General features: G+C 64.8%; 13 protein-coding genes. 5 read left to right on the top strand and 8 right to left on the bottom strand.

From position 1 onward, the window contains the following. The first annotated feature begins 162 nt into the window (after positions 1-162). Positions 163-1,803 carry a helicase HerA-like domain-containing protein gene (locus M4J39_RS20160; protein WP_251730283.1) on the top strand — a complete coding sequence of 547 codons (1,641 nt, stop codon included), beginning with the start codon at positions 163-165 and terminating at the stop codon, positions 1,801-1,803. A 37-nt stretch (positions 1,804-1,840) separates the two neighbouring features. On the opposite strand, the gene malQ is transcribed toward M4J39_RS20160, so the two are convergent. Beyond that, positions 1,841-3,829: a 4-alpha-glucanotransferase gene (gene malQ / locus M4J39_RS20155; RefSeq protein WP_251730282.1), complete on the bottom strand. Its 1,989-nt coding sequence runs from the start codon at positions 3,827-3,829 to the stop codon at positions 1,841-1,843. Between the two features lie 209 nt (positions 3,830-4,038). After that, positions 4,039-4,698, bottom strand: a complete 660-nt coding sequence (locus M4J39_RS20150) for a haloacid dehalogenase type II (RefSeq protein WP_251730281.1) — start codon at positions 4,696-4,698, stop codon at positions 4,039-4,041. 202 nt (positions 4,699-4,900) lie between these two features. Between M4J39_RS20150 and M4J39_RS20145 the strand changes: the two genes are divergently transcribed. Both M4J39_RS20145 and M4J39_RS20140 read left to right on the top strand, forming a co-directional pair. Beyond that, the gene (locus tag M4J39_RS20145) at positions 4,901-5,758 is read left to right on the top strand and encodes a branched-chain amino acid aminotransferase (RefSeq protein WP_251730342.1); all 858 of its coding nucleotides are present in this window, start codon (positions 4,901-4,903) and stop codon (positions 5,756-5,758) included. 100 nt (positions 5,759-5,858) lie between these two features. Beyond that, a complete protein-coding gene (locus M4J39_RS20140; protein WP_251730280.1) occupies positions 5,859-6,164 on the top strand; it encodes a hypothetical protein in 306 nt (101 codons plus the stop codon). 3 nt (positions 6,165-6,167) lie between these two features. Here the strand turns inward: M4J39_RS20140 and M4J39_RS20135 are convergent, their stop codons facing one another. From M4J39_RS20135 to M4J39_RS20110, 6 genes are all read right to left on the bottom strand, one after another. Then, positions 6,168-6,929 (bottom strand): response regulator, encoded by a 762-nt coding sequence (locus tag M4J39_RS20135; RefSeq protein ID WP_251730279.1) that lies wholly within the window; start codon positions 6,927-6,929, stop codon positions 6,168-6,170. Positions 6,930-7,123: 194 nt separating this feature from the next. Further along, positions 7,124-7,720, bottom strand: coding sequence for a superoxide dismutase (locus M4J39_RS20130; RefSeq protein ID WP_251730278.1), 597 nt, complete (start codon positions 7,718-7,720; stop codon positions 7,124-7,126). Between the two features lie 153 nt (positions 7,721-7,873). Further along, positions 7,874-9,961: a S9 family peptidase gene (locus tag M4J39_RS20125; RefSeq protein ID WP_251730277.1), complete on the bottom strand. Its 2,088-nt coding sequence runs from the start codon at positions 9,959-9,961 to the stop codon at positions 7,874-7,876. A gap of 83 nt (positions 9,962-10,044) precedes the next feature. Further along, positions 10,045-10,398 (bottom strand): DUF1491 family protein, encoded by a 354-nt coding sequence (locus M4J39_RS20120; RefSeq protein WP_251730276.1) that lies wholly within the window; start codon positions 10,396-10,398, stop codon positions 10,045-10,047. A gap of 216 nt (positions 10,399-10,614) precedes the next feature. After that, positions 10,615-11,496 carry a peptidoglycan-binding domain-containing protein gene (locus tag M4J39_RS20115; protein ID WP_251730275.1) on the bottom strand — a complete coding sequence of 294 codons (882 nt, stop codon included), beginning with the start codon at positions 11,494-11,496 and terminating at the stop codon, positions 10,615-10,617. Between the two features lie 3 nt (positions 11,497-11,499). Then, positions 11,500-13,284: a HAMP domain-containing sensor histidine kinase gene (locus M4J39_RS20110; RefSeq protein ID WP_251730274.1), complete on the bottom strand. Its 1,785-nt coding sequence runs from the start codon at positions 13,282-13,284 to the stop codon at positions 11,500-11,502. Positions 13,285-13,787: 503 nt separating this feature from the next. On the opposite strand from M4J39_RS20110, the gene M4J39_RS20105 reads away from it, so the two are divergent. Beyond that, positions 13,788-14,165: a DUF5330 domain-containing protein gene (locus tag M4J39_RS20105; protein ID WP_251730273.1), complete on the top strand. Its 378-nt coding sequence runs from the start codon at positions 13,788-13,790 to the stop codon at positions 14,163-14,165. 156 nt (positions 14,166-14,321) lie between these two features. Next, the gene (locus M4J39_RS20100) at positions 14,322-14,744 is read left to right on the top strand and encodes a SufE family protein (RefSeq protein WP_251730272.1); all 423 of its coding nucleotides are present in this window, start codon (positions 14,322-14,324) and stop codon (positions 14,742-14,744) included. Positions 14,745-14,823: the final 79 nt, after the last annotated feature.

The following is a 14,823-nucleotide window of genomic DNA, read 5'->3' as shown; positions in this document are numbered from 1 at the left end:
TCGTTTCGCGCTAGATGATATGATCAAGGCCCGTTGGTTCGCCGGCGGGTCTTTTCGTTTCTCGCCTGGAAGACGCTTCCGTCCATTGATGGCGTTGAGGGGCGACCTTGGGCCGGGTAAAAGCCTGTTCAGGGTACCGAGCGCATCGGGAAGGAGCCGTGCATGCTGGAAGAGGGCAAGGTCTATCTGGGAACGGGCACGAAGCCGGAATATCTGACGCTGAAGCTCGCCAACCGGCATGGTCTCATCACGGGCGCCACCGGCACCGGCAAGACGGTGACGTTGCAGGTGCTGGCCGAGGGGCTGTCGGATGCCGGCGTGCCGGTGTTCTGTGCCGACGTGAAGGGCGATCTCTCGGGGCTTGGCGCTCCCGGCGAAGCCAAGGACTTCCTTGAGGAGAGGGCGCGCTCCATCGGCTTTACAGACGAGTACCAGCTCAGGGCGGCCCCGACCGTCTTCTGGGACCTGTTCGGCAAGAAAGGACACCCGGTGCGGACGACGGTGTCCGAAATGGGCCCTCTTCTTTTGTCGCGTCTCCTGGATCTCAATGAGACGCAGGAGGGAGTGCTCAACATCGTTTTCAAGGTGGCCGACGACGAAGGTCTTCTGTTGCTCGATCTCAAGGATCTGCGGTCGCTGCTCGTCTACGTTGCCGAAAACGCCGATGCCGTCGCCACCAGCTACGGCAACGTCGCCAAGGCGACGGTGGGGGCCATCCAGCGACAGCTCCTGGTGCTGGAGCAGCAGGGCGGCGAGAATTTCTTCGGCGAGCCCGGCTTGCAGATATCGGACCTGATGCAGGTGACGGACGATGGGCGAGGCGCCGTCAACGTGCTGGCCGCCGACAAGCTGATGCAGACGCCGCGCCTCTACGCTACCTTTTTGCTCTGGCTGCTCTCGGAGCTGTTCGAGGAGATGCCCGAGGTCGGCGATCTCGACAAGCCCAAGCTGGTCTTCTTCTTCGACGAGGCGCATCTCTTGTTCGACGAGGCGCCGAAGGCGCTGGTCGAAAAGGTGGAGCAAGTGGTCAAGCTGATCCGCTCCAAGGGCGTCGGCATCTATTTCGTCACGCAGAATCCGCTGGATATTCCCGAGAGCGTACTCGCACAACTCGGCAACCGCGTGCAGCACGCGCTACGGGCCTACACCCCGCGCGAGCAGAAGGCGGTGAAGGTGGCGGCCGAAACCTTCCGGCCCAATCCGGACTTCGACACCTTCACGGCGATCACCGAGCTCGGGCAGGGCGAGGCCCTGGTCTCCATGCTGGAGGGCAAGGCCGTGCCGTCGATCGTCGAGCGTACGCTGATCAGGCCGCCGTCTTCACGGCTGGGGCCGCTCCAGGATGAGGAGCGAGCGGCTCTGATGGCGGCGAGCCCTCTCCGCGGCATCTATGACGAGGCGGTCGACCGGGAGTCCGCCTTCGAGGTGCTGAAGGCGCGCGCCAACGGTTCCCAGAAGCGGCACGAACCGGTCGATCCGCCACGTACGAGGCGTGAAAGCCCTGGTTTCAGCGTGCCCGATTTCGGCTGGAGTCGCAGCCGGCCCAATGCACCGACGTCGGAGACCCGGGATGACGAGCCAGCCCGCCGGCCGCGCCTGGACGAGTACGAAAGCGCCGCCGAACGTCGACGCCGCGAAGAGCGCGACGAGCGGGCCGCCCGCCGCGACACCTATGGTTATGGACGCCGGCAAACGGTGACGGAGGCGGCCATCAAGTCGGTGGTGCGCTCGGTATCGAGCCAGGTCGGTTCGCAGATCGGCCGAGCGCTGGTGCGCGGCGTGTTGGGAAGCCTGCTGAAATAAGCCGAGACCGGGGCGGGGATCCGGTACGATACCCGCCTCACCAACTGTCCGCCGGCGGCTCCGTCCTCGCCGTGGCCAGCGCGTTGATCCGCTGGGCGGTCTCGGGCCGAGCGAGCAGATCCTCCAGCGGCGCCTCCATGCGGCGGCGCCAGTTGGGATGCTCGCTGATGGTGCCGGGCAGGTTGGGCTGCTCTTCGAGCGCCAGGATGTCTTCGAGCGGCGCGAGGGCGATGCGTGAGCGTGCCCGTCCGATGTGGCGGAGCGCGGCTTCGACCACCGGGGCGGTCTCCTCAGGAGCCGGACGAGGCTCGCTGCCGCCGAATGTGGCCCACAACAGCCCGCGATCCCACGCTCGTCGTTCGTCCTCGCGCTCGCGGTTGGAATCGACCGGAAGACGGCCGAGCTCATCGGCCCAGTCGAGGTCGCGCCCGGCCCACCAACCGGCGACGGTGGCGGTGTCATGGGTGCCGGTCATGGCGACACTGTCGGGCGGATAGTCCTGTGGGCCGATGAAGCCATGGTCGAGCGCACGCTCGAACCACAGGACCCGCATCCCCAACATGCCCGTGGCGTCGATCGCTTCGGCAAAGCCTCCCGGCTTGGTGCCGAGATCCTCGGCGACGATCAGTGCCTTGGCCCGGTGCGATTCGAGCGCAGCCAGGCGCGTGAGGTCGTGGAAGGGATAAATGAGGTAGGCGCCGTCGCTCGACGACCGTCCTTCCGGCATCACCCAAAGACGCGACAGGCCGAAGGCGTGGTCGATCCTGAGGCCGCCGGCTCGGCTGAGGGTTGACCGGAGCGTGGCGATCCACGGTGCATATCCGCTCTCCCTCAACCCGCGCGGCGAGAAGGTGGTGAGCATCCAGTTTTGCCCGAGTGGACCAAGCGGATCGGGCGGCGCTCCGATGGTGAGACCATCGAGAAGGTGGTCGCGGAGCCCCCAACTGTCGCTGCCACCGGTGTGGACGCCGACGGCAAGGTCGGCCAGTAGCCCGACCGCCATGCCCGCCGCCTTGGCACGGCCCTGTATGGCGGCAAGGCTCTCGTGGGCCAGCCATTGAACGAACAGATGAAAGGTGATCTCGTCTGGATTCTCGGCCGCGAACTGACGTACGGCTGCACCATCGGGGGCATGGAACGGGGCAGGCCACGCCCGCCAGCCGTCGAGGCCGCGCGCCCGGAAACGAACGTCGAGCGCATCGAAGATGGCATGGCGGCGCAGTGCGTCGCCGCCGGCGAGACTGTCCCCGACGACGCGTGACCGAACGTCGGGGGGCAGCGTGTCGAACACCTTCCGGAGCTGGGCAAGGCGCCTTGGCAGCGCGCCTTCCCAGTCGATGAGGGCTTCGCCGTCCTCGCCCGGCGGCAAGGGCGGCAGACCGACCAGCGCCGGATCACCCATGGCGCCGTTGAGGAAAAGCCGACTCGACGGAGAGTAGGGGCTGAAGCCGATGCCATGGCCGGGAAAGAGGGCATGCACCGGGTTGATCATCACCACGTCGGCGCCACGTTCGGCGAACTGCTTCACCGCGTCGTCGAGATGACCGAAATGGCCGAAGGGCTGCGGCTCCCGGCCGCGCAACGACGGAATCTGGACCGACGGTCCCCAGACGCGGCGATCGGCCTCGATGCCATGACAGCGAGGCGGGGCAACGGCGAGCGCCACCTCGTGCGCACCGATGGTCAAACGGTAGTAACCGGGTTCGACGATCGGCGGCAGGTGGCCGCCCTCGATCTGGAGCGCCTGGCTCGTGCCGTCTTCGGCAACGAGGTCGGCGCGCGCAAGACTGAGGGGGAGAGGAATGGGTTGCCTCGCGTCGGCGACAATCAGGGCGGGCGGTCGCCTCCGCTCGTCTTCGATCTGCTCCAGGCTCCGCGCTATGGCCGCCGCGCTGTCGGCGGGATAGCCGAGCGCGGTCGCGATGGTGCCGAGCGCCTCGTCGCTGACCGTCTGCGGTTTGCCGGCCACGTCCCACCAGTTTCGCACCAGGCCGATTGCTTCGGCGAGCGCGTGAAGCTCGGTCATGTCTGCCTCCCCTGGGCGACGATGGAGCAGGTCCAAATCGCCGAACCTTTGGCCCGGACATTAGAGTTTTTCCCGTGAACTTGGGTTCGCCGGAAAAACTCTATCTCTTTGTTAAGACGCAGTTCCGGACGCAAAACCGGTACCACTTTTGCTGGAACTGCTCTAGCGAGACGAGGTTACGGCTTCCGAAACATCGGGGCAAATGCCTCTCAGAGCTTGGTCAGGCCGGTCAGGTCGGGCAACTCCGCCGCCGGGCGCATGTCCTGATACTCGTCGGGCGCGCCGGTGCGATTGATCCAGACCGTGCGGAAGCCGAATCGCGATCCACCGGCCACGTCCCAGCGGTTGGACGACTGGAAGGAGATGGCGCTCGGGAACACGCGAAAGTGCGTCGTCGCCATCTCATAGACCCGCGGGTCCGGCTTGTAGCAGCCGATCGTATCCACCGACAGCACGTCGTCGATGATGTCGCCGAGGCCGGCGGCCCGGATCGCCCGGTTGAGCATCAGCGGACTGCCGTTCGACAGGATGGCGATGCGGGTGCCGGCAATCTTGAGGTCGCGCAGGACGGCGGGCACCTCGGGGAAACAGTCGCAGCTGCGATAGGCTTCGAGCAACGTTTCGCGCAGACCGGGGTCGACCTGGGGGTAGACCGCGAAGGCCGCGTCGAGCGCATCCTTGGTCAGCGCCCAGAAATCCTTGTAGGCGCCGGTCGCCGACCGGATCCACGAATACTCGAGTTGCTTGGTCCGCCAGAGCTCGGACAGGCGCTGTGCGTCGGACCCGAGCTCGGCGGCGTGCCGACGGACGGCCGAGTGGACGTCGAACAGCGTGCCGTAGGCATCGAACAGGAAGATCGGATGGTACATGCCGCTGTCTCCGCTTTCAGCCGTCGATTCGTGAATCCAGCGGCTTTCGCAACTCTGGTATCGGATATATCGGTTATCTGGAAACCGGCAAAACAGACATGCGGAAAAGCCTGCAGAGGGGCGGGTTTTCATCGGGCCGTTGCCGCGCCGCCGCGTTCGGCGACGACGGGGCATCGGACGCAACGAGAAACGGAAGGACAGTATCGTGGCTTGGTCTCAGACCTGGACGTGGTTGGATGGCAAATGGCACGAGGGCAACGTGCAGATCATGGGCGTCAGGACGCATTCGTCCTGGCTCGCCTCGTCGGTGTTCGACGGCGCCCGCTATTTCGAGGGTGTGGCGCCCGATCTCGACCTTCACTGCCAGCGCGTCAACCGTAGCGCGCTTGCCATGGGCCTCGAAGCCCTGCGCCCGGCCGAAGAAATCGAAGCGCTGGCGCGCGAGGGCTTCTCTCGCTTCTCCGGCGACGCGGCGCTCTACATCCGCCCGATGTATTGGGCCGAAGACGGCGGCTTCATGGGGGTGCCTCCCGAAGCTGCGTCGACCCGCTTCTGCCTCAGTCTCTATGAGGCGCCGATCCCGTCGATCGACGAGGGCTATGCCGTCACCACCACGCGCTACCGCCGGCCGCTGCCCGAGACGGCGCTGGTCAACGCCAAGGCCGGCTGTCTCTATCCGAACAACGGCCGCGCCATGCTGGAGGCCAAGGCCAAGGGCTTCGATAACGCCGTGCTGCTCGACGTGCTCGGCAATGTCTGCGAACTCGGCACCGCCAACCTGTTCATCGCCAAAGACGGGGTGGTCATGACGCCGGTCGCCACGGGCGTGTTCCTGGCGGGCATAACGCGTTCGCGCATCATCCAGCTCTTGCGCGACGACGGCTTCGACGTGCGCGAGTGCATCCTGAAAACCGAAGACCTGGCCTCGGCCGACGAGATCTTCGCGGCCGGAAACTATGGCAAGGTGACCCCGATCCTGCGTTTCGAGACCCGCGAGTTCTCGGTTGGCCCGGTCACCCGGCGTGCTCGCGAACTCTACTGGGCCTACGCGCACGCCTGAACGACGGGCACTTTCCTTGGCCGTCCCCTTGAAAACGCCACTTTGACGGCGGATTTCAAGGGGATGCGGCGTCTGCCGCTCGGAATGCGAGGAGGAAAGCATGCGGACGGCAACGATTCTGGGGCTGGCGGTCGCGCTCGGCACCGCCTCTTCGGCGACGGCTGCCTCTTTCATCGCCAGACCGACGGAGCCCTTGGCCTGTCCGGGAGGAGCGGCGGGAGCGAAGCTCTGGCAGGGCTATTTCCACGGCCGCAAGGAAGTGGAGAGCGGCTGGAAAAGGTATGAGGACGTCGCCGAGCGCTACTGCTTCAGGACGGAAAAGCTCTGCCGCAACTGGCTCTACAACATGCAGAGCGAGTACACCTACATGGTATGGTCCGCCGTCTGCGCCCCCGGGGGCGGCTGACGATCAGCTGCCTCGCGACGGCTGAGACGGCCCGCGCGGCCGCTTGGAACGTTTGACCACCACGGGAACGGTCGGGTTGGCGCGCGCGCCCACGAGATCGCCGTAGACGGCTTCGTTCGACTTTTCGCGGAAGGTGATGTGGGTGACCAGGAACCCGGGATTCTCTGGCAGCGGAACACTGGCCGGCGCTTCCGGCAGCAGGCCGCGATTCCGCAGGGAGGCGGCTTCGCGCAAGGCGAGCAAGCGCTCTTCCGAGACGATCTCGGCCGGCTGGCCCGAGCGGCGCTCGGGGCCTCGGTAGCTGGGATCGTTGCGCCGCCGGCGATCGGGGCCGAAATACCCGGAGCCCGTCTTCACGTAGACCCGTGGCCGCCCGAACACGGTGAGCAGGCGTTCGACGAGATAGTTCGACGACATCGGCTTGACCGCGATTTCGTCGATGCCGGCCATCACCGCCTTCTGGACGTTCTGCCGGCTGGCGTGCCCGGTCATCAGGAGAATCGGCACCATGCGGTTGACGACGGCTCCGCCGTGGCGGATGCGGTCGGCGAAGGCGAAGCCATCCATCGGTTCCATGCCCAGATCCGACATGACGAGATCGACGTGCCGGCCGGTCAGAAACTCGAAGGCCGTGTCGGTGTCGGAGAACTCGTGAATGTCGTAGAAACCGAACTCGCTGAGCATGCCCGCCACGAAGCGCCTGAAGCGGGGACTGTCGTCGACGATGACGATCGTTCGAGCGATGTAATCCGTCAGCTTTGGCATAGGGCCCCGTCAACCGTTGCACGAGTGGAAACAATAACCGAGGTGCGAACCACTCCGGTACCCACAACGACAGTGATAGTGGCTAGCGCTGCGTCGGACAACAGATATCGCTGAAAAAGACAAAGGGCTCCGACCAAGCCGGAGCCCCAAGTAAATCCGTATCGTTTTCAGGCGCCAGGCAGGCGCCAACTGGTTCAGCCGGCCTTGGCGTAGAGCTCGGCGACGAACTCCCAGTTCACCAGATTGTCGAAGAAAGCTTCGAGATACTTCTGCCGCAGATTGCGATAGTCGATGTAGTAGGAGTGCTCCCACACGTCGACGCCCAGCAGCGGCGTGGCGCCGGCGACCAGCGGGTTCTCGCCGTTCGGCGTCTTGGAAATGGCAAGCTTGCCATCCTTGAGCGACAGCCAGGCCCAGCCAGAGCCGAACTGCGTCATGCCGGCCTGGATGAAGTCGGCGCGGAACTTGTCGAGACCGCCGAGATCCTCGTTGATCTTCTTGAGAAGCTCGCCGGGAATGGAACCGCCGCCGTTCGGCTTCATCCACTGCCAGAAATAGAAGTGGTTGTAGTGCTGGGCGACATTGTTGAAGAGGGCGGGGTTCTTTCCGAACGAACCCTTCACCACATCCTCAACGCTCTTGCCTTCCCACTCTGTGCCCTTGATGAGGTTGTTGCCGTTGTTCACGTAGGCAAGGTGATGCTTGTCGTGGTGATACTCGAGCGTCTCGCGGGACATGTACGGGCCAAGGGCGTCGTAGGCATAGGGAAGGTCATTCAGCTCGAAAGCCATGGTCGTCTCCTCTCGGGAAAAAAGAGCGTTCTAAAACTGAGCATCGCCGTTCAGCGGTGGTGCATGCGAGATAGATAGGAACTTTTCCTGATGGCGGCAATGCGCCACGAGTCGATTCATGGCTCCCATGCGCGTTTCGGTTAGCAAAACGAGTTAGTTAGCCTTGCCCATCACCTTCAGGGCGAAGGCGTACTCGAGCGCCGTTTCCTTCAGTTCGTCGAAGCGGCCGGAAGCGCCGCCGTGACCTGCGTCCATGTTGATGTGCATGACCTGCGGGTTGTCGTCGGTCTTCAGCGCCCGGAGACGGGCGATCCACTTCGCCGGCTCCCAGTAGGTGACGCGGGGATCGGTGAGGCCGGCCAGCACGAACATCGGCGGGTAGGCCTGCGTCATCAGGTTCTCATAGGGACTGTAGGAGGCGATCAACTGGAAGTCGGCGACGCTTTCGAGCGGGTTGCCCCATTCGGGCCACTCCGGCGGGGTGAGCGGCAGCGTGGCGTCGAGCATGGTGTTGAGCACGTCGACGAAGGGAACCGCAGCCAGCACGCCGCCCCAGAGCGAGGGCGCCATGTTGGCGACCGCGCCCATCAACATGCCGCCGGCCGAACCGCCATGGGCGACGATGCGTCCCTCCGAGGTAAAGCCTTCGGCGGCGAGATAGCGGGCGGTGGCGATGAAGTCCTTGAAAGTGTTCGGCTTGTTCTCGCGCTTGCCGGCCAGGTACCAGCGGTGTCCCTTCTCGTTGCCGCCGCGGATGTGGGCGATGGCGTAAACGAAGCCGCGATCCACCAGTGACAGGATGCGGGTCGAGAACGAGGCGGGAATGGCTATGCCGTAGGCGCCATAGCCATAGAGCAGGCAGGGCGCCGAACCGTCGAGAGGCGTGTCGGCACGGTAGAGCAGGGTGACCGGCACGCTCTCGTCATCGGCCGCCGGCGCCATGACGCGGCGCGTCACGTAGTCGGAAGGCTCGTGGCCGGACGGAACCTCCTGCGTCTTCCTCAGGAATCGTTCGCCGGTTGCCATGTCGTAGTCGTAAACCTGCGCCGGCGTCGTCGGCGAGGAGTAGGTGAAGCGGACGATGTTGGTGTCGAACTCATAGGAGCCGGACAGACCGAGCGAGTAGGCCTCTTCCGGGAAGTCGATGGCGTGCTCGTGCCCGCTCGCAAGCTCGCGGATCACGATGCGCGGCAGGCCACCCACCCGTTCGAGACGTACCATGCGCCCCTGGAAAATCGACATCGACAGGATGAGGCGTCCCGGTTCGTGGGCGACGACATCGACCCAGTTGTCTCGACCCGGGCTCTTGAGCGGCGCGTTGACGATCTTGAAATCCTCGGCGCCGTCGGCATTGGTGAGGATGTAGACGCGGTCGTCGCCATCGTCTTCGATCGAATACTCGACCTCGATTTCACGCGCCGTCACCAGGCGGGGCGGGCTATCCGGCGCCGTCGCGTCGATCAGGCGCACTTCCGAGGTCTGGTGGTCGTGCGAGTCGATGACGATGAAGCGACCGGACTGCGTCTTGTCGACGCCGCAAAAGAAACCGGAGTCCTCTTCGAGATAGACGACCGTATCCTCCGAGGCCGGTGTTCCGATCACGTGCCGCAACACCTTCTCGGTGCGGTGATGGTCGTTGATGTAGGTGTAGAAGAAGGATCGGGAATCGGCCGCCCAGGCGAGGCCGCCGGCCGTGTTGGGAATCTCGTCGGGGAGATCGACGTCGGCGTCGAGATCGCGGATGCGGATGACGTGAAACTCCGAGCCGGTATCGTCGACGCTGTAGGCGAGCAGCTTGTGGTCCGGACTGTGGCTGGCGCCGCCCAGGCTGAAATAGGCCTTGCCCCGCGCCAGTTCGTCGGCGTCGAGCAACAGTTCCTCCGGCCCGCCGTCGCGCAGCGTGCGGACGAGGCGAGGATGCTGCGCGCCGGTGAGGTAGCGGCTGGCATAGGCGTAGGGACCGTCGGGAAGCGGCACCGAGGAATCGTCTTCCAGGATGCGAGCGCGCATCTCGGCGACCAGCTTTTCCTGCAGCGAGACGGTGTCGGCCATGTAGGCATCGCAGAAGGCATTCTCTGCGTCGAGATGAGCGCGGATGCCAGGATCGAGAAGCTCGGGATCGCGCAGGACGTCCTGCCAGTTGTCGGCGCGAAGCCAGGCGTAATCATCGACGAGATCGACGCCGTGAACGGTCGTGACGACGGGCCGCTTCTCGGCGCAAGGGGGCTTCATCTCGGTCATGGATGCTCCGAAAACTGCAAAACGGCTGGAGGGATATCCCCAAAGATGCCGGCGGGGCAACAGGCAAACACACGGCCGGACGGTCAGGTTCCGATGATATCGAGATCCGACGTGCCCTGCCGGTCCTCGGTTTCGACGATCCAGCAGTCGCCATCGAAGCGCCGCTCGGATCGCAGACGGGCATCGACGTCCGCCTCGGGCGTTGCGGCAAGCAGCCGCTCGAACACGCGCCCTCCGGCCATCGCCGGGTCGACGTCGTCCAGATAGACCTGGGGCGCCGGACCATAGAGATCGGCAGTGCCGTCGAGGCGCGATACCTTGACGAAAATGGCTCCGGCTTCCGCGGCTCCCCTGCCGACCACCGCCGTGAAGAAGCCGCCGTCGTTGCGACGGCGAACATAGGCCGAGACGAAGAAGTCGGATGTGATGCGGGCCATGGCCATGCTCGACAGCGTACCCTGTCGTTCAAACCACGGGTTCGCGCCGAGGGCAAGACCTGCCGGGTCCCACCCCGCCAAAGAAGGATGACAAGCGCGTGACTAGAGCCTTCGCCGACCAAATTGAAACATCTGGTCTCCAAGCGAAGACTCTTGGTTTGTTTGCTGGAGCAGCCGCATTTCGATCAGGTTGATTCAACCTGATCGGCGGGTGCTCTAGAGGCCGCCGACCTTGACGAGCTGGGAAACGAAGGCTTCGTCGATGGCGCCGGTCTGCGGCAGGTTGTAATAGGCCTGGAAGCGCTTGATGGCCGCACGGGTCTCGGCCGACATCAGGCCGTCGATGGCGACGGGCCCGAATCCCTGCTGTGACAGCGAGCGCTGGATACGCGCGAGGTTGGCATCGGCGGCCGCCGCCGCAGGCGTGGCGGTTGCGGCCGGGCTCGCATTGGCCTTGGGCGGAACGACCGAGGCTATGAGATCGCCAATGCCGTCGAGCGAAATCTCTGCCGGCTGGGCCTCGGCGGGTGCCGCCTGAGCCGCGGCGGTGTCGGGCTTCGGTGGGGGCACCGGCGCCCCGGCGTTGGCCGGCAGCGATCCGACGGTCAGCGGATCGCTCGCGACAGGGCTTTCGCCGTTCAGGCTGGTTTTCGGCCGCACCGACCGGATCGCCAGCAGCACGTTGTTCGACGGTTCGCCGGTTGGCGTGAGACGGAAGGCGCGTTCGAAAGCCAGGATGGCCTGCGAGGTTTGCGGACCGGCGAGGCCGTCGACATCGCCCTTGTAGTAGCCGAAGTCCTTGAGGCCCTTCTGTATGTCGGCGATCAGGCTGTGATCGGTGGCCCCGACGGCGGAACCGTCGGAGGAGCGCAACGTCGGGGCCGGAGTGGCGGCCGGCGTCGTCGGGGCAACGGGACGGGTTCCGACGAACAGCGGCGCCGGATGGACGCCCGGCTGCAGGGCGAGGGCATTGGTCAGGATGGCAATGGCGGTCGCCGTCATCATCAAGCCGCCGGCGGTGGCCATCGGATTCCCGACGGCGCCCCGGAGCAGAAGGGCGACAAGTCCCGATTTTCCCTGGGTCTTGCGTCCTGCCATCAATCAGGCCCTCCGCGCCACGCGCTGGATCTGGTCGACATCCAGAACGCGGGAAATCGGTTCGGCGCCATCGCGCGACGGGTGCATCGGCAGCAGGACGGTGACGGTGGTGCCCTTGCCGAGGTCGGAGTCGATCATCACCTGGCCGCCATGCAGCGCGACGAGGCCTTTCACGACGGAGAGGCCGAGGCCTGTGCCGGCCTGCTTGCGGTCGTAGCCGGTCTCCGCCTGGAAGAACGGACTGCCGACACGACTGAGATCCTTCTCGGCAATGCCGATGCCGTTGTCGCGCACCGAAATCGCCATGCGACGCCCCTGGCGGCGGACCGAACAGGTGACCTGACCGCCGCGGTTGGAGAACTTCACGGCGTTGGAGAGGAGGTTGAGCACGATCTGTCGGCAGGCGCGCGGGTCGGCAACCAGCTCCGGCAGGTTGGGCTCGATGTCCGAAATCAGCAGGATGCCGGCCTTCTCGGCCTGAGGGGCCATCATCTGTCGGCAACGATCGACCAGCGGGCCGACGCGGAAGGCTTCCGGGTTCACGTCGAAGGAACCGCACTCGATCTTCGACAGATCGAGAATGTCGTTGACCACCTGCAGGAGATGCTCGCCCGACTCCTTGATGAGGCCGGAGTATTCCCGATGCCGATCGAACTCGAACTTGCCGAAGAGCTCCTGATTGAGAATGTCGGAGAAGCCGATGATGGCGTTGAGCGGCGTCCTGAGCTCGTGGCTCATGTTGGCGAGGAAGCGGGTCTTGGCCAGGTTGGCGGCCTCCGAGTCGGCGCGCAGCGTCTCGAGTTCCGCTTCATGCTGCTTGCGCTCGGAAATGTCGCGGGTAACCGTCACGACCGCGTCGTCGCCTTGCTCGTCGGCGAGGTGGCGCATGTGCGACTCGACCCAGATCCAGCCCTCGGAGTCGATCTCGTCGCCGCAGCGCAGACGATACTCCACGCGCGCCGCGCCCTGGTGAAGCGCCACCGAGATGGCCGAAAGATAGGCCGGCCGGTCGCCGATATGGACGCGCCGGAACAGGCCGTCGGCGGTCAGATCGGCTGGCCGCACCGACAGCAGGCGCATGGCGGCAGGCGATACGAAGGTCACGTCGCCGGACGGATTGTGGCAGGTGACGAGGTCGCTCATCGCCTCGGCAAGCAGGCGATAGCGCTGCTCCTGACGGGCGATGGAGAGCGAGGTCGCCCGCTCGCGCCGCTCGATGCCGATGGCGACGCCGGAGGCGTAACCGAGGGCAACCACGCAGGCGAGGAAGTTCATGGTCGTGCCGTCACCGGCGAAGGTGAAGGCACGGCTGGCGTCACCGGTGAGGGTGAGAACGGCCGTGAGCAGGAAGCCCGCGCCACTGATCAGCGCAGCGCCGGCGACGGTCGACCGCCGGCCGGAGAGGGCCGCTTCGATGGGCGCGATGGCGAACCAGACCACGGCGAACGAGGCCAGGCCGCCGGTATGGAGCGCAACCCAGACGGCCAGACTGGTCAGAATGGAGGCGGACAGAAGGTAGCCCAGAGCCAATCGGCCTGTGCGGGAGACGAATAGGGCGACGAGAATCTCGAGCCCGAGAATGGAAAGGGCCGTCGCCGTGAAGCCGGCCGAGGACGGGTCGACGGCGAGTGCCGGCGGAATGAGGCCAAAGGCGGAGAAGCCGCTGACCAGATGGGAGCCGATGAATCCTCTGTGCCTGTCGACCTCGACCGGATCGTCGACCACCGAGCTGTGCACGAGGTGATCAAACGAGCGCTCCAGCGCGGCTCTGAACTCACAGTTACGCAACACGCATCCCCATCGCAGGCGGGCCGGCACCGCCACGGGAATCGCCCGGGGGTACCTCCGACATGCTGGTCCTGAGTTTCCGAAAGTTGCCGGCTGTGCCGGCTACGCTTCGGGGACGGACCATTTGTCTTTTCTGACGCCACGGTGCCATGCGCCCCTTTATGGAATGTTGATGGGAGACATGACGCGAGGGGGTGAGACGCCCTCAAAACGGGATTTGGTCGGAAAGATCGAATTCACGGTTAAGCGCAGGTGAACAGGCGCACGCTGTGCTTGGAAGTTCACGATAAAGCTGACGAATCTCTCGTGCTGCTCGACGAAAGCGGCCGATCGATAAAATTCGACTCAAATTTTCGTCGAATTTCCCTGCGATTTGAATGATCGGCCTAATTCGATCCTAAAACGTCCCTGCTAGAACCGGGAACATCGAACGGACAGCGACGGTTTCGGCCGCGAAAGATCCGGACGCCCTCCAAGGGCGATGAACAACAGGGAAGTGCATTATGATGTTTCTCCTGAGGACGGCATTCTGGCTGTCCGTTGTCATCTTTCTCATTCCCGTCGACCATTCTGCCGAGCAGCAGGCCGAAGCCGCGAGAGTGCAGCCGATCGGCGCGCTGGAAGCGGCGAGTGCGGCCCAGGCGACCATTTCCGACATGAGCGGGTTTTGCGGCCGTAATCCGACCGCTTGCGAGATCGGCGGACGCGTGGCCACCACGTTCATGCTGAAGGCGCAGACCGGCGCCCGCATGGTCTACGAATTCATCGATCAGTCGCTCGCCGACAATCCGGCCGGGGCGAATGTCGACCATGGAACGCTCACTGCCACCGACCTCAGCCCCGCCTGGCGCGGACCGGGCAAGGCGCCGCAGGGCATTTGATACGGCCACTCCGGCCAAGACCGGTGGCCGATGTTTCCCTGCCCGACGGCAAGCCCGCCGGGAACTCGACCGCCGCGACCTCAGGTCCGGCGGTCTCTTTCTTTACGGGTGATCGCGGTCTATACCGAAGCCGCACGGCAGACATGGAGACCGGACGTGGCGACGACCCTCGACGAAATTCGGGACAACTTCTCGCTTCTCGACGATTGGGAGGATCGCTACCGCTATGTGATCGAGCTCGGCAAGGAGCTGGAACCGCTCGCCGATGACGATCATGACGAAGAGCACAAGGTGCGCGGTTGCGTCAGTCAGGTGTGGCTCAAGCCGAGTCTCTCCGACGACAAGGCCGATCCTGTCGTGACGTTCATCGGTGATTCCGACGCGCTGATCGTTCGGGGGCTGATCGCCATCCTGCACGCCACCTACTCGGGCAAGCGGGCCTCGGAGGTCCTGTCCATCGATCCCGAAGCCATCTTCAATGAGCTGAACCTGCGCGAGCACCTGACGCCGCAGCGCTCGAACGGACTGAGATCGATGGTTGAGCGCCTGCGCAAGATTGCCGAGCAAGCCAGAGCCTGAGACATCGCCCCTCGGCAGGATCGAAGCGGCACCGCTCAAAGAAAAACCCGGCCTCGCGGCCGGGTTTGTCATGACTGGT

Origin of the sequence: Pleomorphomonas sp. NRK KF1 (assembly GCF_023721755.1) — a bacterium.
Lineage (GTDB): Bacteria > Pseudomonadota > Alphaproteobacteria > Rhizobiales > Pleomorphomonadaceae > Pleomorphomonas.
This window is presented reverse-complemented; position numbering and strand designations above follow the sequence as displayed.